The 25,466-nt window shown below is 53.5% G+C and carries 21 protein-coding genes; 6 read left to right on the top strand and 15 right to left on the bottom strand.

What is annotated here, in order from left to right; all coding sequences use genetic code 11:
- The 4 genes from CMN55_RS16790 to CMN55_RS16775 form a co-directional block, all read left to right on the top strand.
- On the top strand, positions 1-3,246 hold a 3,246-nt coding region (locus CMN55_RS16790), incomplete at its 5' end, for an Ig-like domain-containing protein (protein WP_293951431.1).
- Positions 3,247-3,347: 101 nt separating this feature from the next.
- A complete protein-coding gene (locus CMN55_RS16785) occupies positions 3,348-3,779 on the top strand; it encodes a hypothetical protein (protein ID WP_293951429.1) in 432 nt (143 codons plus the stop codon).
- Between the two features lie 69 nt (positions 3,780-3,848).
- Positions 3,849-5,909: a TonB-dependent receptor family protein gene (locus CMN55_RS16780; protein ID WP_293951427.1), complete on the top strand. Its 2,061-nt coding sequence runs from the start codon at positions 3,849-3,851 to the stop codon at positions 5,907-5,909.
- Positions 5,910-5,958: 49 nt separating this feature from the next.
- Positions 5,959-7,488: a hypothetical protein gene (locus CMN55_RS16775; RefSeq protein WP_293951425.1), complete on the top strand. Its 1,530-nt coding sequence runs from the start codon at positions 5,959-5,961 to the stop codon at positions 7,486-7,488.
- A 149-nt stretch (positions 7,489-7,637) separates the two neighbouring features.
- Here CMN55_RS16775 and CMN55_RS16770 read toward each other — a convergent pair whose 3' ends face one another.
- Positions 7,638-9,011: an erythromycin esterase family protein gene (locus CMN55_RS16770; protein ID WP_293951423.1), complete on the bottom strand. Its 1,374-nt coding sequence runs from the start codon at positions 9,009-9,011 to the stop codon at positions 7,638-7,640.
- Between the two features lie 635 nt (positions 9,012-9,646).
- Complete coding sequence (locus tag CMN55_RS16765; RefSeq protein WP_293951421.1) at positions 9,647-10,081, bottom strand: CBS domain-containing protein; 435 nt, start codon at positions 10,079-10,081, stop codon at positions 9,647-9,649.
- Positions 10,082-10,389: 308 nt separating this feature from the next.
- On the opposite strand from CMN55_RS16765, the gene CMN55_RS16760 reads away from it, so the two are divergent.
- Complete coding sequence (locus CMN55_RS16760; protein WP_293951419.1) at positions 10,390-11,220, top strand: Crp/Fnr family transcriptional regulator; 831 nt, start codon at positions 10,390-10,392, stop codon at positions 11,218-11,220.
- A gap of 170 nt (positions 11,221-11,390) precedes the next feature.
- On the opposite strand, the gene CMN55_RS16755 is transcribed toward CMN55_RS16760, so the two are convergent.
- From CMN55_RS16755 to CMN55_RS16720, 8 genes are all read right to left on the bottom strand, one after another.
- The gene (locus CMN55_RS16755; RefSeq protein WP_293951417.1) at positions 11,391-11,900 is read right to left on the bottom strand and encodes an Hsp20/alpha crystallin family protein; all 510 of its coding nucleotides are present in this window, start codon (positions 11,898-11,900) and stop codon (positions 11,391-11,393) included.
- Positions 11,901-12,056: 156 nt separating this feature from the next.
- Complete coding sequence (gene folE, locus CMN55_RS16750; protein WP_293951415.1) at positions 12,057-12,698, bottom strand: GTP cyclohydrolase I FolE; 642 nt, start codon at positions 12,696-12,698, stop codon at positions 12,057-12,059.
- Positions 12,699-12,751: 53 nt separating this feature from the next.
- Positions 12,752-13,210: a c-type cytochrome gene (locus tag CMN55_RS16745; RefSeq protein ID WP_293951413.1), complete on the bottom strand. Its 459-nt coding sequence runs from the start codon at positions 13,208-13,210 to the stop codon at positions 12,752-12,754.
- 29 nt (positions 13,211-13,239) lie between these two features.
- Positions 13,240-13,812, bottom strand: coding sequence for a ferritin-like domain-containing protein (locus CMN55_RS16740; protein ID WP_293951411.1), 573 nt, complete (start codon positions 13,810-13,812; stop codon positions 13,240-13,242).
- A gap of 20 nt (positions 13,813-13,832) precedes the next feature.
- Entirely contained in the window at positions 13,833-14,519 is a 687-nt protein-coding gene (locus tag CMN55_RS16735) for an RNA polymerase sigma factor (protein ID WP_293951409.1), read from the bottom strand.
- A gap of 71 nt (positions 14,520-14,590) precedes the next feature.
- Complete coding sequence (locus CMN55_RS16730; protein ID WP_293951407.1) at positions 14,591-15,772, bottom strand: NnrS family protein; 1,182 nt, start codon at positions 15,770-15,772, stop codon at positions 14,591-14,593.
- A gap of 83 nt (positions 15,773-15,855) precedes the next feature.
- Positions 15,856-16,350: an RrF2 family transcriptional regulator gene (locus tag CMN55_RS16725; RefSeq protein ID WP_293951405.1), complete on the bottom strand. Its 495-nt coding sequence runs from the start codon at positions 16,348-16,350 to the stop codon at positions 15,856-15,858.
- A 298-nt stretch (positions 16,351-16,648) separates the two neighbouring features.
- On the bottom strand, positions 16,649-17,161 hold the full coding sequence (locus tag CMN55_RS16720; RefSeq protein ID WP_293951403.1) for a DUF6306 domain-containing protein: 513 nt from the start codon (positions 17,159-17,161) through the stop codon (positions 16,649-16,651).
- A 264-nt stretch (positions 17,162-17,425) separates the two neighbouring features.
- Between CMN55_RS16720 and CMN55_RS16715 the strand changes: the two genes are divergently transcribed.
- The gene (locus tag CMN55_RS16715; RefSeq protein WP_293951401.1) at positions 17,426-18,298 is read left to right on the top strand and encodes a LysR family transcriptional regulator; all 873 of its coding nucleotides are present in this window, start codon (positions 17,426-17,428) and stop codon (positions 18,296-18,298) included.
- A gap of 20 nt (positions 18,299-18,318) precedes the next feature.
- Here the strand turns inward: CMN55_RS16715 and CMN55_RS16710 are convergent, their stop codons facing one another.
- From CMN55_RS16710 to CMN55_RS16690, 5 genes are read right to left on the bottom strand one after another with little or no spacing between them, the layout of a single operon-like run.
- Positions 18,319-18,768, bottom strand: coding sequence for a hypothetical protein (locus tag CMN55_RS16710; protein ID WP_293951400.1), 450 nt, complete (start codon positions 18,766-18,768; stop codon positions 18,319-18,321).
- A gap of 2 nt (positions 18,769-18,770) precedes the next feature.
- Positions 18,771-19,454, bottom strand: coding sequence for a respiratory nitrate reductase subunit gamma (gene narI, locus CMN55_RS16705; protein ID WP_293951398.1), 684 nt, complete (start codon positions 19,452-19,454; stop codon positions 18,771-18,773).
- Positions 19,451-20,158 carry a nitrate reductase molybdenum cofactor assembly chaperone gene (gene narJ / locus CMN55_RS16700; protein ID WP_293951396.1) on the bottom strand — a complete coding sequence of 236 codons (708 nt, stop codon included), beginning with the start codon at positions 20,156-20,158 and terminating at the stop codon, positions 19,451-19,453. The genes narI and narJ overlap by 4 nt, the downstream gene beginning before the upstream one ends.
- Positions 20,155-21,708 carry a nitrate reductase subunit beta gene (narH, locus tag CMN55_RS16695; protein ID WP_293951394.1) on the bottom strand — a complete coding sequence of 518 codons (1,554 nt, stop codon included), beginning with the start codon at positions 21,706-21,708 and terminating at the stop codon, positions 20,155-20,157. Before narH ends, narJ begins: the two co-directional genes overlap by 4 nt.
- A 9-nt stretch (positions 21,709-21,717) precedes the next feature.
- Positions 21,718-25,458, bottom strand: a complete 3,741-nt coding sequence (locus tag CMN55_RS16690) for a nitrate reductase subunit alpha (protein ID WP_293951392.1) — start codon at positions 25,456-25,458, stop codon at positions 21,718-21,720.
- Between the last annotated feature and the right edge of the window lie 8 nt (positions 25,459-25,466).

Below are 25,466 nucleotides of genomic sequence, written 5' to 3'. Positions count from 1 at the left end.
GCCAGCCACTGGACCGCCACCTTCACGCAGGATGGCGCCGATCCGCCTGCAATCACCGTGGCCGATCACAGCTATACCGATCTCACCGGCAATCTCGGCAGCGGCGACAGTCTTAGCGGCAGCGCCGATATCACCGCGCCGACCCTCACCATCGCCGCCGATGACTTCTCCCTCGCCGAAGGCCAGAGCACAACGGTGTATTTCACCTTCTCCGAGGATATCACCGGCTTCGACATCAGCGATGTGGCCGTCGAAGGCGGCCTTCTCTCCGCCTTCACGCAGCTCGATGCCAGCCACTGGACCGCAACCTTCACACAGGACGGCGCCGATCCGCCTGCAATCACCGTCGCCGACGACAGCTATACCGATCTCGCCGGCAATCTCGGCAGCGGCGACAGTCTTAGCGGCATCACAATCGCGGACGCCGCCGCTGCCCTGTCCGAGACCGACATAATCGGCGTGACAGCAGGTCAGGTGATGCTGGCGAGTGCGGGGAGTGATCCGCTGAGCGTCACCCTCTTTACTCCGATTACGCCGCTTCTCTCCGGTGGGGAGCTGATCAATTGGGTCGGAGATGATAGCCAGCTTCTGATCGGTAGCACCCTTACCAATGGAGAGGTGATCCGCCTTTCCGTTGACGATGACGGAAATTTCGAAATTGTCCTCACTCATCCGGTTGATCATCCGCTCGGAGATGACGTGAACATCATTGACTTTATTATTCCCGTCCATGCAACGGACGGGGTGGAGGGCATTACCGGCAATCTCGATATTTCCATCGAAGATGACGTTCCGACGGCGGCAGGTATCGCTTATTACTCCATCACCGCGCCCGGCACTATTACTGGCAATGCCATTGACAGCTTTGGCGCAGACGGCGGGGCGGTGACAGAGGTGCGTATCGGCGGGTTCACATACGGCTATGACCCGGCAACGAACAGCGTGAGTGAAAGCGGCAGTTCGCAAACAGTCACCGGCTATGCCTACAACAGCGTCGATCATGTCCTTAGCGTCAATACCATCAAAGGAGAGGAACTGACTGTCAACCTGCTGACTGGTGAGTATAGTTTTATTGCAACCGGTATCTCGAGCATTCCGCCTGTTGCAAATGTGGCACCGGAAGTGGGCGTTCAGGATCCAGGGAGCCTGCTCGGCCTTGCGGGCGCGGACGCGCTGGGTCTGATCGACCTCGGCAACAACCAGTTTTTCACGGCCACCGATGCCAACAATAATATCCAGTCCATTGTTGTCCGATATTCGACATTGATCGGCCTTGGCTCCTTCGTTTTCAATGCCTCGTCCCAACTCGCCGCCGATCTGGGTCTCAATGTGAATATAGTCAACAGCAGCTTTCTGCTCTCTTCTTCATCCACTCTGACGATCACGGCGCTGGATGGCGGGGCCATTGACAATGGCAAGCTGAACGAGTTGCTTGGCACGGTGACATTCAGCTCCGGCGGCCTGTCTCTCGATCTTGTCAACGCCATCACGATTACGGCAACCGACACCGACGGCGAGGTGGACGCCGCGAACGCCGGCAGCCTGCTCAACGCCGCTCTTCTGCAACCAACACCGCCGCCAGAGATTATCGAGGGGAATAACAGCGGCCAGACACTGACCGGCGATGCGTCCGATAACCGGATTTACGGTTATGGCGGTAACGACTCTCTCGTCGGGGCTGCGGGCAACGATATTCTGCGAGGCGGGACGGGAAATGACACGCTCAACGGCGGTGATGGTAATGATATCCTGATCGGCGGTGCAGGCAATGATACATTGACCGGTGGTGCAGGCCTCGATGTCTTCACATGGGAACAAGATCATGCGGGCAGCCCCGGCAGCCCCGCGACTGACACAATTACTGATTTTGATCTTTCCCCCCTCGCCGATGACGGAGATATCCTCAACCTTGCCGATTTGCTGATCGGGGAAGGCCGTCTCGGGACCGATCCCGGCAATCTCGCCAGCTATCTGCACTTTGAATATGTCGGCAGCGATACTTACCTCTTTATAAGCACGAACGGCAGCTATCTCGGCGGTTATGATCCGGCGGAAACCGACCAGATTATCGAATTTCAGAATACCGATCTTGTGGGCGACGCCCTAAACGATCAGGAAGTGATCGCAAGGCTGCTCGCCCATGGCAAGTTGATTGTCGATGCCGCCACCAGCGATACGGTTTTCCTCGGCGGCTATACGGATGTTGATTTCCTTATCACTGACGGCGACGGCGACAAGGATGGTACGTCGGCCCGTTTTGACAGCTCGGGCCTTGGTTCGCCCGCTGCGGGAAACAAAAGCCCTCTGGTGCAGGTAAGCGGCAGCATCCTGGGTCTTCTAAACCTCGGCGCACAAGATCTGACGGCAATTGATCCGGACGGCAATCTGAACCGCGTGGTGATCAGCTACGCTCCGCTGCTCGGCGTCGGTCTTATGCCGCTCATCCTGTCCGCCTCTAGCGATCTCGCAGATGAACTCGGCCTGACAGTAACCGTGCAGAATGATCCAGGCCTTCTTGGCCTGCTCGCCCCTTCTTCCATACTGACGATCACGGCGGCGGATAATGGCACAATCGACAATCTGGCCATCAATGAACTGCTGGCCACCGTGCAGTTTAACCAGAACTGGCTGGCCAACGGGCTGGATGTGCTGAATGCGACTACCATCACCGCGTATGACGATGACGGCGCGACGGCGCACGACAGCCTTGCAACGTTGCTCGGCGGGGGGATTATCGACCTACTGAATTCCGATGTCAGCTTTCAGGAAGGATCAAGCCTTGCGGACAGCCTCACTGGCGGCGGCGGAGATGATCGGCTCTATGGCTATGGCGGCGCGGATGAACTGATCGGCGGAGCGGGAAATGATCTGATCCGTGGCGGCGATAGCGATGACAGCATTACGGGTGGCGAAGGGAATGATCTTCTCTTTGGCGGCGCGGGGGCGGACGTTTTCTTTTATCAAAGCGTGACCGATGGTCACGACCGGATTGAAGGCTTTGATCCGGTGGTGGATGGCGATGTCATCAATCTCGATACGCTGTTTGACAGCCTCGGCATCAATGATCCCGGAACCGCGGCGGCCGATCGCGCCGCGCTCATCAGTCTCGATAACAGCAGCCACCCCGGCTACACGCTGCTCACTATCGAAGGGGTTGAAGGCTTTTCCATCCTGATGGCAGGCGATCACGGCACGGATACCGCCAACCTAGGATCGATTGGCGTGCTGGTCGGAGATGAAAGCTGAGAGCATTCCTTGCGCCCTGCGTCCATTTGACGCAACAATATAATCATTAATCCGTCCATCGCTTGCTTGTCGGCAATCGCGTTTCCCTCTATGAAATACGCATGGTCAGGACAGGGCTGCGTAAAAAAATAAATTTTCTGGTATTCCTCGCGTTTCTTGTGAATGCGATTGCGCCCTCCATTGCCCTTGCCGCCGTTAGCAGCGATCCCCTTCGCGGCGGTGATGCGACCGGACTTGCAGGACCGGGGGATGACCGTATCCTTATTTGTACGCCGGAAGGCATCAAATGGGTCAGCCGGGCCGACCTGCAGAAAACATCGTCGACATCCGGTTCGGAAACCGGCCTGCGCTGCGCGCTTTGTATCCTGCCCACATTCGGGACAACGGTTGGCAATGTCTCGCTCGCGTCTGACTTTACAGTTGAGCCTGTCGTCACCGAAATCGGGCATTTTGTACGGGCGCCCGATATTCGTTGCAGAAATATTTTCCACATATGTGGCGCCTTCTCCCGCGCGCCGCCTCACCTGCTCTGATTCTCTAAAGCAATCGGAATTACCCGCACCCGGTCCATAAGGGTCGCGGCAACGTATTTGTGAGGCATTATGAAAACAAAAATAATCGTGCTGGGCATAAGCCTGGCCACCCTGAACGCGTGGGCAGTTTCCGCCGAGGAAAACGCCCCCGCAGAACAGCCCATTTCAGTCACCGCAACCGGAGAGACCGGCGGCTCCCTGACGGTTCCGTCAAATGATGTTGCGCGGGAGATCATCAATCAGACACCGGGCGGCGTCAGCCTTGTCGAAGGTTCGGATATCGAAAACCGTCTATATATGAGCTATGAGGACAGCCTGGCCATGGTGCCGGGTGTCAGCGCGAAAAAGCGTTATGGCGAGGAAGTCCGCCTGTCCATTCGCGGATCGGGTCTGTCCCGCGGTTATCATATGCGCGGCATTAAGCTGACACAGGATGGCATCCCCTTCAATCTCGCCGACGGCGGCGGAGACTTTCAGGAACTCGATCCCTTCATCACCCAGCGGATCGAAGTCTTCAAAGGCGGCAATGCATTACAGTATGGCGGCACCACCCTTGGCGGCGCAGTCAATACGGTTTCAAAGACCGGCCGCAGTAATCCGGGATTTGAGATCAATCTGCTTGGCGGCTCCTACGATACCTATCGCGGCAATCTGCAGGCCGGTCATGCAACCGACAAATATGATGTCTTCGGCAGCCTGAGCGGCACGACCAGCCACGGGTTTCGCGAACATGACGATATGGAGACCCTTCGTTTTTCCGGCAATGCCGGTATCCGGCTGACGGATCGTCTGGAAACACGGTTCTATTTCACCGGCAATCATGTGGATCAACAATTGCCCGGAAGCGTCAGCCGCTATGACGCCCTGCATGATCCGAAACCCGCCGATCCCTCCGCCGTCGCAACCGACTGGGGACGGGATATCCGTTCCCTCCGGTTCGCCAACAAGACCAGCCTGCAATTCAATGATGATGAACTGCTGGATGTGGGGGTATTCTATAATCACAAGGATCTGTGGCACCCGATCACGCCTTTCGCCGGCATTCTCGATCACCAAAGCCAGGATTATGGCGCCTTCGCAAATGTAAGTGGCAACACCGACATCGCAGGTCATGCCAACCGCTACCGTATCGGTGTAATCGGTCAGTTCGGCAAGAATGACGCCGATGTCTATGCCAATGTTGGGGGACAGCCGGGCGCCCAGACAAGCGATACATTGCAGGAAGCCAGCGACCTCGTCATCTATGGCGAGAATGCCTTCTATGCAACGCCTGAGCTTGCGCTCATCACTGGTGCCCAGCTCACCCGGGCGGAACGAAAGCTGACCGACTATCTGAACCCAACCCAGAACGACAGCAAAACCTATAATTCGGTCAATCCGAAACTAGGGGTGATGTATGAACCGGATGACAACCTGCAATTCTTCGCCAATGTCAGCTATAGCAACGAGGCGCCGACCTTCATCGAACTGACACAAAGCGGCCTGTCCGGCTTTACGCCGGTGGAGTCGCAGAAAGCCTGGACTGCGGAAATCGGCTCGCGCGGCACCCATGGCCGGTTCGGGTGGGATGTTGCCCTCTATCGGGCGTGGCTCAAGGATGAAATGTTGCAATACACGACCGGTCCCGGCATTCCGGCCAGCACCTTTAACGCCGACCGGACGGTTCATCAGGGGCTGGAGCTCGGATTTGATGTTCTGCTTGCCAGCGATCTGTTTGGCGGCGGCGGATCGCTCACGTGGCGCAACAGCTATACCTGGTCCGACTTCTTCTTTGATGATGATGCGCAGTATGGTGACAATGACATTCCCGGTATTGCCGCGCATTTTTATCAGGCGGAGGTTCGCTATGATCATAATGATGTGTGGTATGTCGCCCCTGGCATTGAAGCCTCTTCCAGCGCCTATGTGGACTTTATGAACACCGTCAAGGCGCCGGGCTATATGCTGCTCAACCTGTCGGCGGGATATAACGTCAATGAGAATGTGACGCTCTATCTGGATGCGCGCAACCTGCTGGATACGAACTACATCACCACTTTCAGCACGATCATCAGCAACACGGGTAACACAAATGTCTATTACCCCGGCGAAGGCCGACGGGCATTTGTGGGCCTGCGCGCGAAATTCTAGACAGGGGATGACCGTCCCGGCTTTTCAAGGTCGGGACGGCATTATAAACATGAAAACAACCCGCAACCGGCTTTTGAAAAAAAGTCTCGATCTGCATCGCTATCTCACCTGGATTGGCGCGATCGGCCTCGCCCTGTTTATTGCTTCGGCGCTGACCCATCCGCTGATGATCTGGACGGGGCCGATGCCCGCGACGTTCACGCCGCCAGATATGACATTAAGCGCGGAGACCGTACCCGCCGTTCGCCAAACCCTCGCCCGTCATAACATCCGCGAAGCGGCCATCGTCAAGCTGGTGCCCGGAGAAACCACTCCCTTGCTTCAGGTCTCGACGACCCTCACCGGGCCAAAACGATATTTCGAACCGTCATCCGGCGATGAGATAATCGGACAGGATGAGGCGCAGGCCATCTGGCTCGCCCGTTACTATTCCGGCCTGAAAGACACGGCAATCACGGGGATTGGACTGCAAAGCGAGTTCGATAACGGCTACCCCTGGGTCAACCGCCTGCTGCCTGTCTACAAGATTGATTTTGACACCCCCGACGGCAAGTCCATCTATGTCCATACCGAAACTGGTGCGATGGCCAGCTACAGCAACAATTACAAATCCGTGCTGCAAAGCATTTTCCAGCTTTTCCATACCTGGAGCTGGCTGGACAATCTGGAAATTCTCCGCCTTGCCGCACTGATTGTGATGCTGCTCTCCATCTTCGGATTGCTCACAGGCGGGATCGGGCTGTTACTGCTCATGAAAAAGCGGCGTATCGCGCAAAAATCGCGGCGTTTCCATCGCTATCTTGCCTATGGCATCTCCTTGCCGCTATTCGCCTCCCTGATCAGCGGCAGCTATCATCTCGTCGCCTCCTCTTTTGAAGACAGTAGCCGCAGCGGCATTCACCTGCAAACACCCCTCCTCCTTGACCAGCCCTTCTTCACGGCCGGGAAAAACTGGGAGGAAGCCTATCGGGGAGTGAAATTCAATGCCATGAGTCTGGTGCATGGACCAGATGATGGCCTCTATTACCGCCTCGGCATTGCTCAGGACATCAAACAGGGCGGCGGGCATGGCATTCACGGCGGCGCCCATGCGCACCATGGCAATGGGCAAAACGAGCGTTTTGACGGCATGCCATCGGAACGTTCTTCTATCTATATCTCAGTGAACAGCCAGACGGAAAAGGCGCTCAACGATCACGATCAGGTTCTTTTCTATGCGCGCACATTGCTCAACAAACCGGCGGACACCCAGGCCCGCGCCACTCTTATTACCCGGTTCGGACCTGAATATGATTTCCGCAACAAACGGCTGCCCGTCTGGCAGGTGATTTTTAATGACCAGCCGGAAGATATTCTGCTGATCGACCCGGTTTCCGGCATTCTGGTTGAACGGATGGCCACCAGCAGTCTAATAGAGCGATACAGCTTCTCCTGGCTGCATAAATGGGATTTTATGGTGCCCTTCACCGGGCGTATGGGGCGTGACGGTCTGGTTATGCTTTTCCTCGGCTCGCTTTTTATCCTGCTTTGTATGGGAATTTATCTCAAATTGAAATCCACCTTTAAAAGAACGGGATAAATTGTCCTTTAAAATAAGGGGCGGTTGCGAGAAAGCGGCAATCTTTTGCAGTGAAATCCATTCCGCCCCACCATACAAATTCGCCGTTACGCAGCCTTTAGAAAATATGGGCGGTGCGTAGTCCTTGCTGTGGGGACACATCTGCCAAATTACAAACCCGATGGAAAGGTTTCATCCATCTCCCCCTTGTGCTGCCGCATATCCGTTTTCAACGGTTTCACGGCGCGGGTATTGTCATAATGTATGATAAAGTCGAATTGTTCAGGCAATCTCGTGTAAAAATAATGGCTTTGACGTTCTGTATCAGCACGATAGATAACCCCTATGGCGCGCTGCAAACGATCTTCCATCAGCCCGTCAACGGCTTCATTCGTCTCTCGCAGGTCCAGCATAAATGATTTCAAATTAACCCGGTGAAAAATCTCTTCAAGGCTACCTGCGACCGGTTCACGTATCTGTTTAACCTCAATCGGCGCATCCCAGTTCGAAGCGGCAGTAACCGTGCCCCTGCTCGTCGAAAACCCTACAAGCAAAGCTTCAGCGCCATATATACTTTTGATAATCTGGCCCATATTAAATTCGCCGCGCCGGAACATTTCAGTCGCGCTTGCATTTCCCACATGTGAATTATGCGCCCAGACGACAATACGAGCCTTTCTGCCCAGCCTTTTAGTCAAATGCGTCGCCAGCTCTTTCAATGTTTCGGACATATGCTTGTCGCGCAGGTTCCATGTATTGGGATGCCCGCGGTATAAAGCCCGATAGTATCCTTCTGCGTTCCGCACAAGCTTGGCATTCTGCTGGGCGCAGAAATATTCATCTTCTGCAATAAATCCATCCCGCCTCAGATATTCAAATGCCTTTTCCTGCAATTCTTTAAGCTGGAGAAGAATTTCATCTTCGCATGAATCTGCAAACCCGGCATCAATCGCATATCCATATGCAGGTGGATTATTCATAAAATGATACAGGCACCCATAGCGCTTACGCGCCCGACGCGCAGCCGCCGGATCAATTTTCGTCAGATAGCCGATCACCGCATGAATGGATGTGTTCAGACTATAAAGATCCAGCCCGTAAAATCCGACTGGCCAGTCCGGCCCGTCATTAGTCCCATTGGCAAGGCGAAATTCAAAATTATATTCGTATAGCCAATGTATAAAACGCTCTACTTCCTGATTTCGCCACATCCATGTTGGGAATCTTTCAAAATCTGCCAGCGCCTGATCGGCATTCCGGTCTTCCCCCAGAAGAGAGACATAGCGATTAACACGATAGGCATCCGGCCAATCAGCCTCCACAGCGACAGCATCAAACGCACTTTCTGCAATCAAGCGTTCGGTTATTTCAGCCCGGGCGCGATAAAACTCTTTCGTCCCGTGGGATGCTTCCCCGATCAAAATAAACTGCTTGCCTTTGGAAGCCTGGATTATTTCATCATAATCCAGCAACTCTCCATCCATGGGTATGGCATGCTTTTCAATGGCTCTAATGAGCGAATAGTCGCTTTGCCTTTTAATCATCGCATGACTCTATCCATCGATTTCATTATTTCATCGTTGGCTGCGGCCACCTGATTTCTTGCATCTTAAAGCTTTGCTCATATTGTTAAGCGACACGAGCAAGCTGATTGCTTTCCGCATAACAGGTCTGTATGCAGCGAATACAGGGCTGGAGACAGCTCAGTTCTTTTCTGTCCATGATACGGCAAACCGGAATGCACAGCTGACAGGTTTGCGCGCATATTTCACAAATCCGACGGCTGAAAGGCGCCTCAACAGTCAGCAGGTTCGCCGTTGTCTGGCATAATTCAATTGCTGCAACCAACCGTTTCGTCTGTTGATTTGACAGTCGCTCCCCGCGGTCGGTTTCCTGATGAAAAATCAGCATCTGTTGACAAATATGTTGAAATTCCCGGCAGGCGGCAATGGCGTCGCTTCTGTTATCAAGCATTGATATTGTCCTATGTTTCGAATGATTTTGCGCTTAAGGTCAACCTCTGCCCGGAGGGAGGCTCTGTGCCCTATTTACAAGGAATACAGAGCCTCTTCCTGTCATGAACGATACATGCCCAGTCGGCCAACCATCCCATAATTATTGATAACAAGGCACGCCACAAACCAGAGTTCTTAAGAGAATGAGGACCCCGCGTTAGCGATTATGCAGCATTCCGTCCGACGGCGAGTTCCACAACTCTTGAAACTTCGCTGGCACTGCTGCCATTTCTCAGGATATGCCCGAAAGAGAGAATTCCGGTCACCGCGCCTGCCTGATCCTTTACCAGCAGACGGCTCACTTTATGTTTGCGCATTTCTTCGGCTGCTTTTTGCAATGTATCCGTCTCGAAGCAGCTATAAACATGCTTGCTCATATAGTTTTTGACTTTTTCGCTGGTCGGGTCTTTTCCCTTCGCCACCGCGCGCACGACTATATCGCGGTCTGTGATCACCCCTTCGATGCCCTTTGCATTTCCAACAGGCAAGACACCGCAATTTTTCGCCTTCATTTGCTCCGCCGCCTTTATCAGGGACTCCTCAGGACCTATAAATACAGGTGTATGAGTCATAACGTTTTTTGCCTGGGTGAATTGCATGATTATCTCCTTCCAAGGATAATTAGGATAACCATCACATCAAATTCGACGGATTTATTCTTTGACAATTATCAAGGCTGGTATGATTTAAGTGGAGCTTCGGTCATGGTCCACATACATCGGCTAGCGTTCCGAAACTTTCCCCAAACGAGTCCCTTTTCTCTTTTTCCAAGTTTCTTTGAGAATGCCGTTTATGATTTCGCTATCGCCTTCCCTTGATTTTCTTTTTATGTCGGGGACGCTTGAAAAAAATCCAAATTATGGTTAATATTTGTCTCTTGAAGTGCTGACGTCGAGGGATATCTTTGATGGATGCCGCTGAGTTTTTAAAAAAGCTCCCCTTTTTTGACGGGCTCAACGAAAGTGATATCGACAGTCTCATAGAGGCTGCGAACATCAGAATTTACCCGAAAAAATCATCCATTTTCCGTCAAGGCGATCTCGCAGATCGATATTTCATCATATTATATGGTGCCGTAAAACTTCACATGACAACGATAGACGGCAAGGAAGGCATCCTTGCGATCTATACCCGTGGCGACAGCTTTGGCGATGTGATTTTGGTGGATGGCGCAATTTATACGCATAACGCCACAGCCCTTGAAGACAGCAAAATTATCGAATTATTTGCCGCTCCAATGAAAGAGATGGTATCCCGAAACACGGTATTTTCATTGCATTTATTGCAATATATGACGCGTCAGGTGGAACGGCTATGGCTGGAAAACGAACATTTGCTGGTCATGTCGGCAAGAGAGCGCGTTGCCTGTTTTGTACTCCAGCGCTGCCTGGTTCAAAGGCATCAATTGGGAGCAACCAAATGCGATACAATCGAACTCCCTTATGATAAGCATTTAGCTGCCATTCGCCTGGGCATGAAGCCCGAAACCTTTTCCCGCGTTCTGAAAGACCTGCAAAAATTCGGAGTTGTCGTCACACATAATCAAATCCAGGTCGAAGATCACAGGATTCTGGAAAATCTTTGCTGCTCCAAATGTTCTGCCTCCCCGTTGCATTGTCCGCTCGCGCAGGTTTCACATTTGACTGCATTACAAAATGATATTCCCAAATCCAAATCCTCCAGCCTCAAATCCACATACTCTAAAATGCCGAAATCGCCCTCCCGACGGGATATCTAATGCCGGCAGGCCAGAAACCCGGCGCGCCATTACATCAAGCCTATTCATACAAAAGGCATCCTGGTTTTTGACAAGAGGCCTGATGTAAAGTGGGAATGATGCATAAACGCCATGGAATTGATATCGCTTCTGCAATTCTCTCCGTGGCGTTATTTCGCAAACCCCGCGGTCTATTTCTTAATGGTTACCTTTTTCGGCTTCTGCATTGCCTCCGCCTTTTTCGGGATATCAATGGTCAGCATACCATTCTTGAAGGAGGCCTCCGCTTCCTCACAATTTGACGTTTCCGGCAAGGCAATTGTTCGCTGGAAGGAGCCATAAGAGAGTTCGCGACGAAGATAGTTTTCTTCCTTTTCCTCTTCCTCTTCTTTGCGTTTTCCCGAAATGGTCAGAAAACCGTCTGTCACGGAAACATCTATATCGTCCGGGTTATATCCGGCAATTTCAGCCTTTACTTTGAATTTCTTCTCATTTTCGATTATATCGACTGACGGAAATGCAGACCCCATTGGCGCCATCCAGCTTTTCAGACCATTACTGCTGAAGAAATCTTCAAACAGATCATTCATTTCTTCTTGCAGGGAATGCAGCGACTGACCAAACCGCCCTCTTTGCTGAACCGGCACATTAAAAGGGCGATTCAAATGAACAAGCTCACGTAACGACATTTCTGCCTCCATCTTTTGATTAAATCGGCTAATTCAAATTCCCGACAAAGGAATTTCTGACGCCCATTTCATGGGATGCAAAGCAGGTTGTATTTGACAAATATCAAGCGGCTGTAAATATTCGCAAAAATACTTTTCCATAAATCCGATTTTTAACCGCTATCAAACTTATTCCGGCGGATGGCCGACCACCATCTGTATGAATTGCGCTTTAAGCGCAGTGTCCGCCCGGAAAACACCCGTGTATTGACTCGTAATGGTGTCAACATCATGCTTGCGGACGCCGCGAGTGGACATACAGTGATGTTCTGCAAAGATCATCACCGCTACCCCTTGCGGATTAAGATATCTTTGCACCGCATCAGCTATTTGCGCGGTCATCCTTTCCTGAACTTGCAGGCGTTTCGCATAAACATCAACAATCCGTGCCAATTTTGACAAACCGACTATCTTTTCATCGGGAAGGTAAGAGATATGCGCAACGCCGGTAATGGGCGCCATATGGTGTTCGCAAAAGCTCTCAAAACGGATCCCTCGCAGTATAACCGGTTCTTTGTAATGACCCGTCTCTGCAAATGTTTTCTGCAAAATCTTCTCCGGATTTTGCTGATACCCTGAAAACCATTCCGAAAATGCCTTTGTGACGCGTGCCGGTGTCTCATGCAATCCTTCACGGGACGGATCGTCTCCAAGCCATATAATCAATGTTTTGACGGCTTCTTCAGCGTCAGCCCTGCTTATTTTACGGGCAGGTAATGTCAATTTCCTGCTCAGGCTGGATATATCTGGTCCAAGATCAGCTGTTGACACGGGTGTATTTTCCTTTTTTACAATTTTATATGGCTTTTCTTATCTGACTGAAATTATTCCGAATATCTGGAGAGTGATTTCAGATATTGAATGACGGCTTTGCGTTCACTGGCTTTACGCAACCGAAACCCCATCGAAGTTCCCTTGGCGAAAGCTGTCGGATTTTTCAGCCATTCGTCTAATGTCACATCCGTCCAGATAACATCGAGATTTTGCAAGGCCTCACTATAGTTAAAACCAGAGACTGATCCGGCTTTCTGTCCGTAAATATCGCGATGGCGCGGACCAATCCGATTGCTATCCAAGGCATGACAGGCACCACAACGTTGCCTATAAAGTTTTTCATTTTTCACCCGCTGTTCGTCGGAGACAGCGTTTGGGGGAACGCTGTCTCCTTCTGATATCATCTGCATGGGAACCGTGCCCTCTGACTTTGCGGCGTCATTTGCAAAGACTTCACCTGACATCAGAACGGCACAAACATACAACATGATATTCAACCGGCGTTTCATTATCAGTACTCACAAGTAAAGTTTGATGATCATCCAAAGAGCAATGCAGCTTTGGGAATTGGCTCACCAAGTGCATTTGCAAGAATGGCCGCATGAAAGGATTCATCTGCAGCCATTTGTGCGGCGATCTGATGGAAGTCATTCCCAAGAGACGGTATAAGCCCAAGATAGGCGTTGGCCGCACCGCGCTCTAGATCCAGTGCGAGACGCAATACATCTGTTTGATTTTTAAGGGTTTCCGCCTTAATATTTCTCGCATATTCTTCCAATGACTTCTCGATAGCGGGTGTTCCACCCAGCGTTTCAACAGCCTTCACCAGTATATCTCGATGTCCCTTGTGGTGCCCTTGAAAGGCCACGCCAATATCGACAATGGCAGGCTGCAAAAGGCCGCTAGTGGCTGCAATCTGATAGGCAGCAATACCCTCATGCTCAAGGGCAATGGCAGCATTTAAAATTGCAATATCTTGCGACAAATCAGCTGCGGATGCCGTCTTTATTTCGCGTCCAATTACCAATGAAACTGCGGCTAATGAAAGCGTTTTGCCGGTCATGCTCAGCAAATCACGCCGTGAGGACAGATTCCGGGTAATGTCTTGCATTGGGTACTCCTTTTCATGTTTTAAGATTGAATATTCAAAGCGGCCAGAACCCGGTTGGTCATGGCATCACAATCAGCGCCGGCGAAGGTGATCGTATCCGTAAAGATCGATTCAAATTTTATGGCCAAATCTTTACGCAAATCTCGCCGGGCCCTGAAAAGCCGTGATTTAACGGTCGCTACTTTGATTTGTAATGCTTCAGCAGTCTCGGAAACCGACATGCCTTCAATATCGCGCAGTACAAAAACAGAGCGAAAATCATCAGGAAGCCGTGCAACCGCTTGTTTCAAGATTGCTGAAAACTGTTTACGGATCAGCTTTGATTCCGGAGAATCAAAATCCACGTCTGATGCAGTCCAGGATTGAAGATCATAAATTACAGGCACATCCTGTAGCAGCAGACTCTCCTGACGCCGCTTTTGGGCCCGTTTGCGATCTATCGCCGCATTATAAACGATGCGCGTCAGCCATGTTGATAGGCTGGATCTTCCGCTATAGCTTTCCAGGGAATTAAATGCTTTTAAATAGGCCTCCTGCACAACATCCTCTGCATCCGCATGGTTGCGCAGGACACTCCAGGCAGTTCGGAAAAGACGTTGATTGTTTCTGGTGATTATCGTTCGTACGGCATAGGCGTCTTTTTGTGATGCATGCCTTACCAGGTCGATATCATCCATCATTTCAATATTTGCGAGTATTCGGGGCATCTTGATCGTTCCTTTTGCCCTGTTAGACGACCCCGCGAGAAAAAGGTTCCCGATATTGAAATTTATATGAACTAAAAGCCTTTTGGCCTGAATAGCAGCTTAGCGAAAGTCACGCTGAAACCTGCAAAGGCCAGCACCCATGTTGTTGCAGCAATTTCGAGCAACATCTCCATACCGGGCGCATAAAGCGCCGCAGCAACCCGACTGATCGCCGATATCCAGATCATGATCAATATCAACCAGGTTTTCAGATCGGCCTTGAGTGGCTGGCCGGTATGGCCAAATGTCGCCCGGATCATAACGGAAAGCGTCATTGAACCGATTGCACCGACACCAAAAGCATGCATTCCGGCAACAGAGGAAATATAATCCGGCCAGATATTGCCTGCCGCAATCAGGAGAAATCCTGTCGGAATAAAAAGATAGCTGACATGCAGGACCGTAACAAGAAATTCGCCGCCCGTCCGGTCACCCGCCCAGCGCACGAGCCTTACAAGCTGTAATAGTCCCGCAATGCCCATAAATCCGGCAACAACCGGACCTTCGATCAACACAACCCATAAACCCAGCGCGATCACACCAAGCGCAATGGCGATTATGTCGAACCGACCAAAAGGCACTGGCAGCCGGCCCGGATTGCGCCGCACCAGAAAGTTCCGCGTAAAGCTCGGGATAATGCGCCCGCCAATCAGCATGATCAAGACAATAGCCGCAGCCATCGCGAGTCGCTGACTGTAATCGCTCGCCCCCATAAAATACGCTTCCAGATGAAACCCAAGGTTCGCCAGCCAGAATGCAATGATCGGAATCAGAACCTTTAAATTACGCCAGTTTTTGCCTGAGATAACTTCATTGCCAATGACAAAGACAATGGCCGTGAGGAAGGCGAGATCAATGACCATGGTCAAGATCCAGCCAAAATAAAGGGAGAATGTTATGGCAATGCGTCCGGCAACCCAAATAACAACAAGCAGTAATAAGGGATTTCCCTGTATGGGCAGGCGCCCCGTCCAGTTTGGCACTGCCGTAAACAGGAAGCCAGAGATGATTGCCGCCAAATAGCCGAAAAAGACTTCATGGATATGCCAATCAATGGGGCCGAACAGGCTTGAAATCTCCAGATTTCCATAAAATACAGGCAGCCATACCATCATCGAAAGCCCGGCGAAGAGCGCTCCGAAGAAAAAAAACGGCCGGAAACCATAGCTTAAAATTGCCGGCCCCTTATAATCGCGCAATCTGGGTATTGCCATTGCTCAATCCTTTTGAATAGGGCGGCGTCAATTTCAACATCCCCGCCTATGGCTTCCAGCCTGATCATTTTCCGCATAGCCTCTTATTTATTGCGTCTGCCCAGCGTTCCCCCCGGATAGGCGCAATCAGCAACTGTTGTCGTATCAAGCGATGCAAAGAAAGCATTGCGCGCATCAAATAGCTTCGCTTTTAATCTGCATTTCGGCGTCAAGTGACAAGCCCCACCATCATGACGAAAGCATTCAACAAGCGCATGTCGCTGTTCAAGGTAGCGTACTACCTCTCCCAAAGTGATGGATTGCGGCGATCTGGCGAGTGTAATGCCCCCGCCCGCGCCATGTTTCGTTTGCAAGAAACCGCCGCGCACAAGATCCTGCACGACTTTTGTAAGATGATGATAGGAAATATGAAATTCCCGCGCTATTTCACCGGTTGTGAGCGATGTTTCCGGTTTATCCGCCAACCGCATCATCACTCGTAACCCATAATCTGAAAACGCAGCAAGTCGCATTATACCTTCCAACCCTAACAGTTCCGGATAACTCTTCCGCTGCCGAAAATTGGGCCTTTCACCCAACCACCCCGCCTGCTCATCAGCCTATGGAGCTACGCAAAAAACAGCATCACAGAAGAAATTTATAACTGGTATTTATAATACTAATTATAAAGTTTTCACTGTCATTGCAAATACTATTTTAGTCCCGACAAGCTATCTGCATTTTGCGCTTTGCATTCGCCTGCGCGCCATAAAACCCGAAAATCAAGATACGGTTGTGGCATCGTGTACGTGCATCGACAAGACGCGAAGGCTCTATCCCCTAACGACCGTACGAGAACATTCCAAGGTAAAACATGAAGGTGACATGGCCTTCACATCACCAATCAGCTTTGCGCAATGATGCGGCGCTTTTAATATTGATTTCATGCACTTTCAGCATGTCGAGCAGATCTGCATGCAATTTTTCATCACCAATCCGTGCCAGCGCGCCTCTTATCTTGCGGACCACCCAGGACTGGCCGCGATCAAGCAAATCCAGCTTGTCATCGAATTGTTCGAGGGCCATCAACTTTTCAAAAAAGTCGCCGGTTTTTTTGCTCGGCCGACCACCCAACCGATTAATATGCTGATTTAGCATGACGCAAAACCGACCCTCGTCCACAGCAATTTCCTGTAAGGTCTCGCCCGTTACGGCATCCCTTGTCTGTTTGCTCAACACCTGGACAGCACGCGCGCCCGCACGTTCCGCTTCCAGTAAAATATTCAATAGTTCCAGTATATCCTCGTTAGCCAACAAGTCATGTTCCGCGTTCTCTGACAACCGGGCCGACGCGATTCCGGCCTGGTCCATATCATTGTCAATTTTCCCGGGTTTCGCAGTGTTCATCATAATGATTGTCCTTTCATCCATGGCCGCACGAAGAGATGCATTTCATTTGAAAATCTTTTTCATTGCTTAGAATGATCTGCTGGAGAGCAGCCTATCCCAGGAAATCATCGGGCTGAATTGGTGGATTTCTGACATTAGATCATCGTCTTCCCTGTCTACTATTGTATAGATATATAAAATCCACTTTAGTATTTAACAAACGATATATAGTGGTTTTTAATATCGGTAATTTAAATACAATATACCTGACAGGGAAGCTTACTAGTGGAAACAGAATTAGCCCGGACCTTCCTGACCATCTTAGCGACAGGCAGCTTTATCAACGCAGCCGAGCGGCTTCACGTCACGCAATCCACTATCAGTGCGCGCATTCATTCTCTCGAAGAACAGCTCGGATGCACCCTTTTTATCCGTAACAAGGCGGGAACAACCCTTACCCCGGCAGGAGCGCAATTTCAAAAGCATGCCTCCACACTTGTACGTACCGTAGAACAGGCGCGTCAGGATGTCGGGATTCCCGACGGCTTTGAGGGTGCGATTACAATCGGCGGCAGGCTGGGCCTTTGGGATCAGTTTCTTCTCGATTGGCTGCCACATATGCAACAACTCGCCCCGGAAATATCCATACGTGCGGAAATAGGTTTTGAGCCGGATCTGATGCAGGGGCTGATTGAGGCTCGTCTGGATATCGGCGTCATGTTTACGCCGCACAATCGGCCCGGCCTGATTGTCGACCCCTTGATTGAGGATCGACTTATCCTCGTATCGACAAATCCGGACACTCGGCCGGAACCAGACACACAGTATGTCTACATTGACTGGGGGCCGGAGTTTTATGTTCAGCACAGCGCGAGCTTTCCCGATTTCACCGGCGCGGCGATTTCCACAAATGTCGGCTGGCTGGGCCTCACGCAAATACTGAAAAACGGCGGTTCAGGCTATTTTCCCGAGCGCCTTGTTCGCCCGATGATCAAAGACGGACGGATGACGCAGGTGACAGCCGCACCGGCTTTCAGTCTAACTGCCTTCATTGTCTATCCGTCACGAAGTGAAAAAGCCTATCTATCAACGGCTCTGGACATCATCCGGAATGTCGCGGCAGAAGATAACTACACCCTTCGCCCGCACAGCATTTGAAGCATAATTGCAGGCTAATGTTACAAAGCCGATATATCGAAACCAAAAATCCGGGCGGATTCGGCGAGATGGAGGATATAGGAGCGGATGCCTTCGCGAATGCTCCTTGTGTGCAGATAGTCGCGGATCCGCTCCTCCACCATGTCAAAGGGCAGGATGGCGCTGCTGGCGTCGGAGGCGCGGAACCGCTCGCGGTTCTGCTCGTAATAGACGCGGCAGGCATCGGCACTGGCGGCCGGTGTGACGACTTCCTGCTCGATGAGTGCCATCAGCGAAGCGTCAAGCGCCTCGTCGGTATCATCGGGATCGCATAAGCCCTGCTTTATTGCTTCCTGACGCAGCAGCTCCTTTACCACAAGGGCCTGCGCCGCCGCGTCGCGCGCCTCCTCCATGCTCGGCGCCGAATGATACTGCATTTCGGAAAAGACAGTGTTGTCGTCGATTTCTGTATCATTCACAAAAACCGGCATGGCTACCCCCTTTTGCGGACGATCTGATATCCCGGCCGCAGGATATATTTCACCGGTGCGCTGAACACATGCACGAGGCGCGTGAAGGGGAAGATCAGGAAGATTGTCAGCCCGAGGAAGATATGGGCCTTGAAGATGAACGCTTCTCCCATCACGAAATCGGCTGCGCCGCCCCGGAAGGTGACGATATGCTGCGCCCAGCTCGCGAGTGCGATCATGCTGCTGCCGTCCGGATGCTGGGCCGAGGCCGGAATGGTCGCAAGGCCGAGAATAAGCTGGATATAGAGAATGACGAGGATCAGGATATCACCGAACTTGCTGGTCGCTCGTATCCGAGGGTCTGTCAAGCGGCGCCACAAGAGAATAGTCAGGCCGATAAAGCAGATCACGCCGAAAATACCGCCGGCGATCATCGCCATTTTCTGTTTCACGACGGCGCTCATGATCAGATGATAAACCGGCTCCGGCGTCAACAGGCCGACAAGATGGCCGAAGAACAGCAGGATGATGCCGATATGGAACAGGTTGCTGCCCCAGCGCATTCCCTTGCTCCTGAGTAACTGCGAGCTGTCCGCCTTCCAGCTGTAGGGGTTCTGATCGTAACGGAAAATACAGCCGAGAACCATCACGAGAATGGCGATATAGGGATAGATGCCGAACAGGATTTCGTTTAAGAAGTAGCTCATTGTCCGCTCCTATTGAGTTGGCCGGTTGATTGCTGGGTTGCGCCGAACCCGAGGGGCCGCGCAACGGCGCAGGTGCCGCAGGCCGCATCGCCGATCCCGTCGAACGCCGGAGCCTCGTCCCATTCCTTGTCGAGCGCCTCAAGGCTGTCATCCCTTGCCGCTTCCTCGACCAGGGCCTGACGCACGAATTCCTCATCGATCCGGGCGTCGGTCATTCTGGCCAGCGCCTCGAAGACGATGCTGTAGGCGGAGCCGCGCTTATCGAGCTTGGCGCCGATCGCCGCAATGATATGCACGACCTCGCCGAGCGTCTCCTGCGCTTCCCGAGGCGCACAGATCGACAGGAATTCGAGGAACAACGGCAGATAATCAGGAAGTTCCTTCGCGTTGAGCGCGAGCCCCTTTTCCTTGTAATGCTCGATCAGATCGACCATTGCCTGCCCGCGGTCGCGGGACTCCCCGTGGATATGCTCGAACAGATAAAGCGAATTCCCGCGTCCGCGATCGAACAGCGACACGTAATCCTCCTGCGCCTTCAGGAGATTGCGCGAGGCAAGCCGCTCCATGAAGGCGACCAGCCGTTTCTCGAGCTTGGCCGGCAGGATATTTTCCCGGCGGATGACCGCCACCAGAGCGGCCATTTCCTGCTGGAGCTCGGCGGTCGGGTAGCTGAGCAATAGTCCCAGTACTTTGAAGCTTTTCATTTCTGCCTCCGGATTTGACCGTTGAGGGTATTGGCGTGGGTGCGCGTTCCGAACAGACTCTTCTTGGGCGCGCCGCCCGAGCATCCATCGCCGAAGGTGAACCCGCATTCGGAGCGGGAGGCAAAGGCGATTTCGTTGTCGAAAGGCGTCTTGCCCGCATATTCCCGATGATTGGTCGGGATCACGTAGCGGTCCTCGTAATTGGCGATCGCCATGATCTGGTACATGTCCTCGACCGTCGGCTTGTCGAGACCGACATGATCGAGAATGCCCTGGTCCGGCGCCCCCTCGACATGCTTGGAGCGCATATAGGCGCGCATCGCCAGCATCCGTTCCAGCGCATGAGTGACCGGCTGTTCCTTGCCCGCCGTCAGCAGATTGGCGAGATACTTGACCGGGATGCGCAGCTTGCTGACATCCGGGATGACGCCGTCGGTTTCCAGCTGCCCCTCTTCCCAGCGGCTCTGGATCGGACTGAGCGGCGGGATATACCAGACCATCGGCAGGGTGCGATATTCCGGATGCAGCGGAAAGGCCACCTTCCACTCCATGGCCATTTTATAGACGGGCGATCTCCTGGCGGCGGCAAGCCAGCTGTCCGGAACGCCATCGCGTTTGGCCGCCGCGATCACCTCAGGATCGTTGGGGTTAAGGAAGATATCGATCTGCGCCTCGTAGAGATCTTCTTCATTGGCAACACTCGCAGCTTCCTCGATCCGGTCGGCATCATAGAGGATGACGCCGAGATAGCGGATGCGGCCGACGCAGGTCTCGCTGCAGACCGTCGGCTCACCGTTCTCGATTCTTGGATAGCAGAAGGTGCATTTTTCCGACTTACCGGATTGCCAGTTGAAATAGATCTTCTTGTAGGGGCATCCCGACACGCACATCCGCCAGCCGCGGCATTTATCCTGGTCGATCAGGACGATCCCGTCCTCCTCGCGCTTGTAGATCGCGCCGGAGGGACAGGACGCGACGCAGGCCGGGTTCAGGCAATGTTCGCAAAGCCTCGGCAGATACATCATGAAGGTGTTCTCGAACTCCCCGTACATCTCCTTCTCGATGTCCTTGAAGTTGTAGTCGCGGCTGCGTTTCTCGAACTCGCCGCCGAGAATTTCCTCCCAGTTCGGACCCCATTCCGGCTTTTCCATCCGCTCGCCGGTAATTGCCGAATGGGCCCGCGCGGTCGGCATGTCCTTCGCCTCGCCCGAATTTTGCAGATGGGCATAATCGAAGGTAAAGGGCTCGTAATAGTCATCGATCTCGGGAAGGTCGGGATTGGCGAAGATCTTGGAGAGCAGACGGAACTTGCCGCCCATCTTCGGCTTGATCTTGCCGTTCGCCTTGCGGACCCAGCCGCCGTTCCATTCCTTCTGGTCTTCCCAGTTGCGCGGATAGCCGACACCGGGTTTGGTTTCGACGTTGTTGAACCAGGCGTATTCCACCCCTGCCCGGCTCGTCCAGACATTCTTGCAGGTGACCGAACAGGTATGACATCCGATGCATTTGTCCAGGTTCAGGACCATGCCGATTTGAGCACGTACTTTCATTTTACTCTCCTATTCGGCCGCTTCGGTGACGGGATTTTCGTCACCGAAATCAACATTTTCTATTTTCCGGACCATGACAAATTCATCGCGGTTCGATCCGACGGTACCGTAGTAGTTGAACCCATAGGACAGCTGCGCATATCCGCCGATCATATGGGTCGGTTTGACGACCGCCCTGGTCACCGAGTTATGGATGCCGCCGCGTGCGCCTGTCGTCGGCGATTTCGGCGTGTTGATGGTTTTCTCCTGCGCGTGGTACATCATCGTCATGCCCTCCGGCACCCGCTGCGAGACGACGGCGCGGGCGACAATGGCGCCGTTGGCGTTGTAGAGCTCGATCCAGTCGTTATCCTTGACCTCGATCTTGCGCGCATCCACTTCGCTGATCCAGACGACGGGGCCGCCCCGGTTGAGGGTCAGCATCAGCAGATTGTCCGAATAGGTCGAGTGAATGCCCCATTTCTGGTGCGGCGTGATCCAGTTGAGAGCGACATGCTTGTCGCCGTTGCCATGGCGGGCGACAGCGGCGATTGTCTTGGTGTTGACCGGCCCCTTGTAAAGGCAGAAGCCTTCGCCGAAATCCCGCATCCATTCATGATCCTGATAGAATTGCTGACGGCCCGTCAGGGTGCGCCACGGGATCAGTTCATGGACATTGGTATAGCCGGCGTTATAGCTGACATGCTCATCCTCCAGCCCTGACCAGGTCGGTGAGGAAATGATCTTGCGCGGTTGGGCCTGCAGGTCACGAAAACGGAGCTTCTCCTCCTCCTTCGGGCGGGCGAGATGGGTGTGATCCCTGCCCGTCGCCTGCCCCAATGCCTCCCATGCCTTGACGGCGACCTGCCCGTTGGTCTCGGGCGCGAGCGAGAGGATCATTTCGGCGGCGTCGATATCGGTTTCCAGCTTCGGCCGGTCGGTGTTGCTGCCCTCGAAATGCGTGCCGTTCAGCAGACCGAGGAAGGCGACTTCGGCGTCGGTGTTCCAGGTGATCCCCTTACCGCCATTGCCGAGTTTTTCGAGCAGCGGTCCGATGGAGGTGAAGCGCTGATAGGTGTTCGGGAAATCCCGCTCCACCGTGATCAGGTTTGGCAGGGTTTTTCCGGGAACCGGATCGACCTCCCCTTTCTTCCAGTCCTTGACGCCGAGCGCCTGCGCCAGTTCCGCCGGCGTGTCATGCAGGATCGGAAGCGAGACGATATCCTTCTCGACGCCGAGATGGCCGGGGCAAAGGTCGGAATAGGCTTTCGCGAGGCCCTTGTAGATTTCCCAGTCGCTCCGGCTCTCCCACGCCGGATCGACGGCGCGGCTCAAGGGATGGATGAAGGGATGCATGTCCGATGTATTGAGATCGTTCTTCTCGTACCAGGTCGCACTCGGCAGAACGATGTCGGAATAGATGCAGGTCGTCGACATCCGGAAGTCGAGCGTCACGACAAGGTCGAGCTTGCCCTCCGGCGCGTCGTCATGCCAGACGACCTCCGACGGTTTCTGTGCACCGTCATCCCCAAGATCCTTGCCGAGTATACCGTGATTGGTGCCAAGCAGATGCTTGAGCATATATTCGTGTCCCTTACCCGACGAGCCGAGCAGGTTGGAGCGCCAGACGAACAGGTTGCGCGGGAAGTTCTGCGGATTGTCCGGGTCCTCGCAGGCGAACTGCAGATCGCCGGATTTGAGCTTATTGACGACATGATCGGCGCCGGAAATCCCGGCGGCGTCCGCCTCGCGTGCGAGGTCCAGCGGGTTCTGGCCAAGCTGCGGCGCCGAAGGGAGCCAGCCCATCCGCTCGGAGCGCACATTGCAGTCGATCAGCGACAGGTTCTTCCATTTTTCCTTATCCGCCGTCGGCGAGAGGATTTCGTCCAGCTTCAGCTTCTCATAACGCCACTGGTTCGAATGATTATAGAAAAAGCTGGTCGAATTCATATGGCGCGGCGGCCGGTTCCAGTCGAGCGCGAAGGCGAGCGGTTGCCAACCTGTTTGCGGACGCAGCTTCTCCTGCCCCACATAATGCGACCAGCCGCCACCGGACTGACCGATACAGCCGCACATGATCAGCATGTTCATGATCCCGCGATAGATCATGTCCATATGGTACCAGTGATTGACACCGGCCCCGAGGATGACCATCGAGCGGCCATGGGTCTTGTCGGCATTATCGGCGAATTCGCGGGCCACCTTGATGACCTTGGCGGCCGGAACGCCGGTGAAATGCTCCTGCCAGGCCGGTGTATAGGAAATATCCTCATCAAAGGATTTGGCGACATTGCCGCCGCCGAGGCCGCGGTCAATCCCGTAGTTTGCGACCATCAGGTCGAACACGGTGGCAACCAGCACCTCGCCGTCAGCGGTCATCACTTTCTTGACCGGCACGCTCCGGTCGAGAATGCCATCATGGCCGGATGACTTGAAGATCGGCTGCTCGTTCTCGAGATTGCCGAAATAGGGGAAGCCGACGGTGACCACCTCGTCCCTATCGTCGATGAAGGTCATCTCCGGAGAGATGTCGCAGCCGTCGCGGGCGTCCTTCATCTCCAGATTCCATTTGGCGCTCTTGTCCCAGCGCGAGCCGACGGTGCCGTTTGGCACCTTGAGGCTTTTCGACGTCGCATCGAAAAGGACGGGCTTCCAGTCGGCATTCTCGCTCTCGCCAAGATGACCGGAGAGCTCGCTCGCCCGCAATGTCCGACCCGCGACATACCGCTCGCCCTGCTTTTCGAGCCGGACGAGGAAGGGCATATCCGTATACTGGCGGCAATAGTCGCGGAAATAGTCCGATTTTCCGGCGAGGTGGAATTCCTTCAGGATCACATGCCCCATGGCCATCGCCATGGCGCTGTCGGTCCCCTGGCGCGGGTTCAGCCAGAGGTCCGTCAACTTGGCAACTTCCGAATAATCCGGAGTGACCGATACTGTCTTGGTACCCTTGTAGCGGACTTCCGTGAAGAAATGCGCATCCGGGGTGCGCGTTTGCGGCACGTTCGAACCCCAGGCGATGATATAGCCGGAATTGTACCAATCCGCGCTCTCTGGCACATCCGTCTGCTCCCCCCAGGTTTGCGGCGAGCTCGGCGGCAGGTCACAGTACCAGTCATAAAAGCTCAAGCAGACGCCGCCGATGAGCGAAAGATAGCGGCTTCCGGCGGCGTAGGAAACCATCGACATCGCCGGGATTGGCGAGAAGCCGATGACCCGGTCGGGCCCATAGGTTTTTGCGGTATAGATATTCGCCGCCGCGATGATCTCGTTCATCTCGTCCCAGTCGGCGCGGATAAACCCTCCGCGTCCCCGTATTTCCTTGTATTCACGCATTTTGGCGGGATCGGAGGCGATACTCGCCCAGGCATCGACGGGATCGGGATGCGTCTTTTTCGCCTGCCGCCAAAGCTTGACGAGGCGGCTGCGGATGAGTGGATATTTGAGGCGCGCGGCGCTATAAAGATACCAGCTGTAGCTGGCGCCCCGCGAGCATCCGCGCGGCTCGTGGTTTGGCAAATCCGGCCGGGTTCTCGGATAGTCCGTATATTGCGTCTCCCAAGTCACCAGACCGTTTTTGACGTAGATTTTCCACGAACAGGAACCCGTACAATTGACGCCATGGGTCGAGCGTACGATCTTGTCATGCGCCCAGCGGCCGCGGTAGGCCTGCTCCCAGTCCCGGCTTTCCTCCGTGGTGATGCCGTGCCCATCCGAGAATGTCTCCGGGCTGGCGGTGAAATAGATGAACCGGTCTATCAGGTTGCTCATCAAAACTC

It is taken from the genome of Sneathiella sp., from assembly GCF_002694385.1.
Taxonomy (GTDB): domain Bacteria; phylum Pseudomonadota; class Alphaproteobacteria; order Sneathiellales; family Sneathiellaceae; genus Sneathiella.
This window is presented reverse-complemented; position numbering and strand designations above follow the sequence as displayed.

Bases quoted from the DNA above. Each gene is read 5' to 3' on its own strand.
- CMN55_RS16710 (WP_293951400.1), bottom strand. From the start codon at position 18,768: ATGCCGGTTTTTGTGAATGATACAGAAATCGACGACAACACTGTCTTT.
- narI (WP_293951398.1), bottom strand. From the start codon at position 19,454: ATGAGCTACTTCTTAAACGAAATCCTGTTCGGCATCTATCCCTATATC.
- narH (WP_293951394.1), bottom strand. From the start codon at position 21,708: ATGAAAGTACGTGCTCAAATCGGCATGGTCCTGAACCTGGACAAATGC.
- CMN55_RS16730 (WP_293951407.1), bottom strand. From the start codon at position 15,772: ATGGCAATACCCAGATTGCGCGATTATAAGGGGCCGGCAATTTTAAGC.
- CMN55_RS16745 (WP_293951413.1), bottom strand. From the start codon at position 13,210: ATGAAACGCCGGTTGAATATCATGTTGTATGTTTGTGCCGTTCTGATG.
- CMN55_RS16765 (WP_293951421.1), bottom strand. From the start codon at position 10,081: ATGCAATTCACCCAGGCAAAAAACGTTATGACTCATACACCTGTATTT.
- CMN55_RS16760 (WP_293951419.1), top strand. From the start codon at position 10,390: ATGGATGCCGCTGAGTTTTTAAAAAAGCTCCCCTTTTTTGACGGGCTC.
- CMN55_RS16735 (WP_293951409.1), bottom strand. From the start codon at position 14,519: ATGCCCCGAATACTCGCAAATATTGAAATGATGGATGATATCGACCTG.
- CMN55_RS16690 (WP_293951392.1), bottom strand. From the start codon at position 25,458: ATGAGCAACCTGATAGACCGGTTCATCTATTTCACCGCCAGCCCGGAG.
- CMN55_RS16720 (WP_293951403.1), bottom strand. From the start codon at position 17,161: ATGATGAACACTGCGAAACCCGGGAAAATTGACAATGATATGGACCAG.
- CMN55_RS16770 (WP_293951423.1), bottom strand. From the start codon at position 9,011: ATGATTAAAAGGCAAAGCGACTATTCGCTCATTAGAGCCATTGAAAAG.
- CMN55_RS16780 (WP_293951427.1), top strand. From the start codon at position 3,849: ATGAAAACAAAAATAATCGTGCTGGGCATAAGCCTGGCCACCCTGAAC.
- CMN55_RS16785 (WP_293951429.1), top strand. From the start codon at position 3,348: ATGGTCAGGACAGGGCTGCGTAAAAAAATAAATTTTCTGGTATTCCTC.
- narJ (WP_293951396.1), bottom strand. From the start codon at position 20,158: ATGAAAAGCTTCAAAGTACTGGGACTATTGCTCAGCTACCCGACCGCC.
- CMN55_RS16755 (WP_293951417.1), bottom strand. From the start codon at position 11,900: ATGGAGGCAGAAATGTCGTTACGTGAGCTTGTTCATTTGAATCGCCCT.
- CMN55_RS16775 (WP_293951425.1), top strand. From the start codon at position 5,959: ATGAAAACAACCCGCAACCGGCTTTTGAAAAAAAGTCTCGATCTGCAT.
- CMN55_RS16740 (WP_293951411.1), bottom strand. From the start codon at position 13,812: ATGCAAGACATTACCCGGAATCTGTCCTCACGGCGTGATTTGCTGAGC.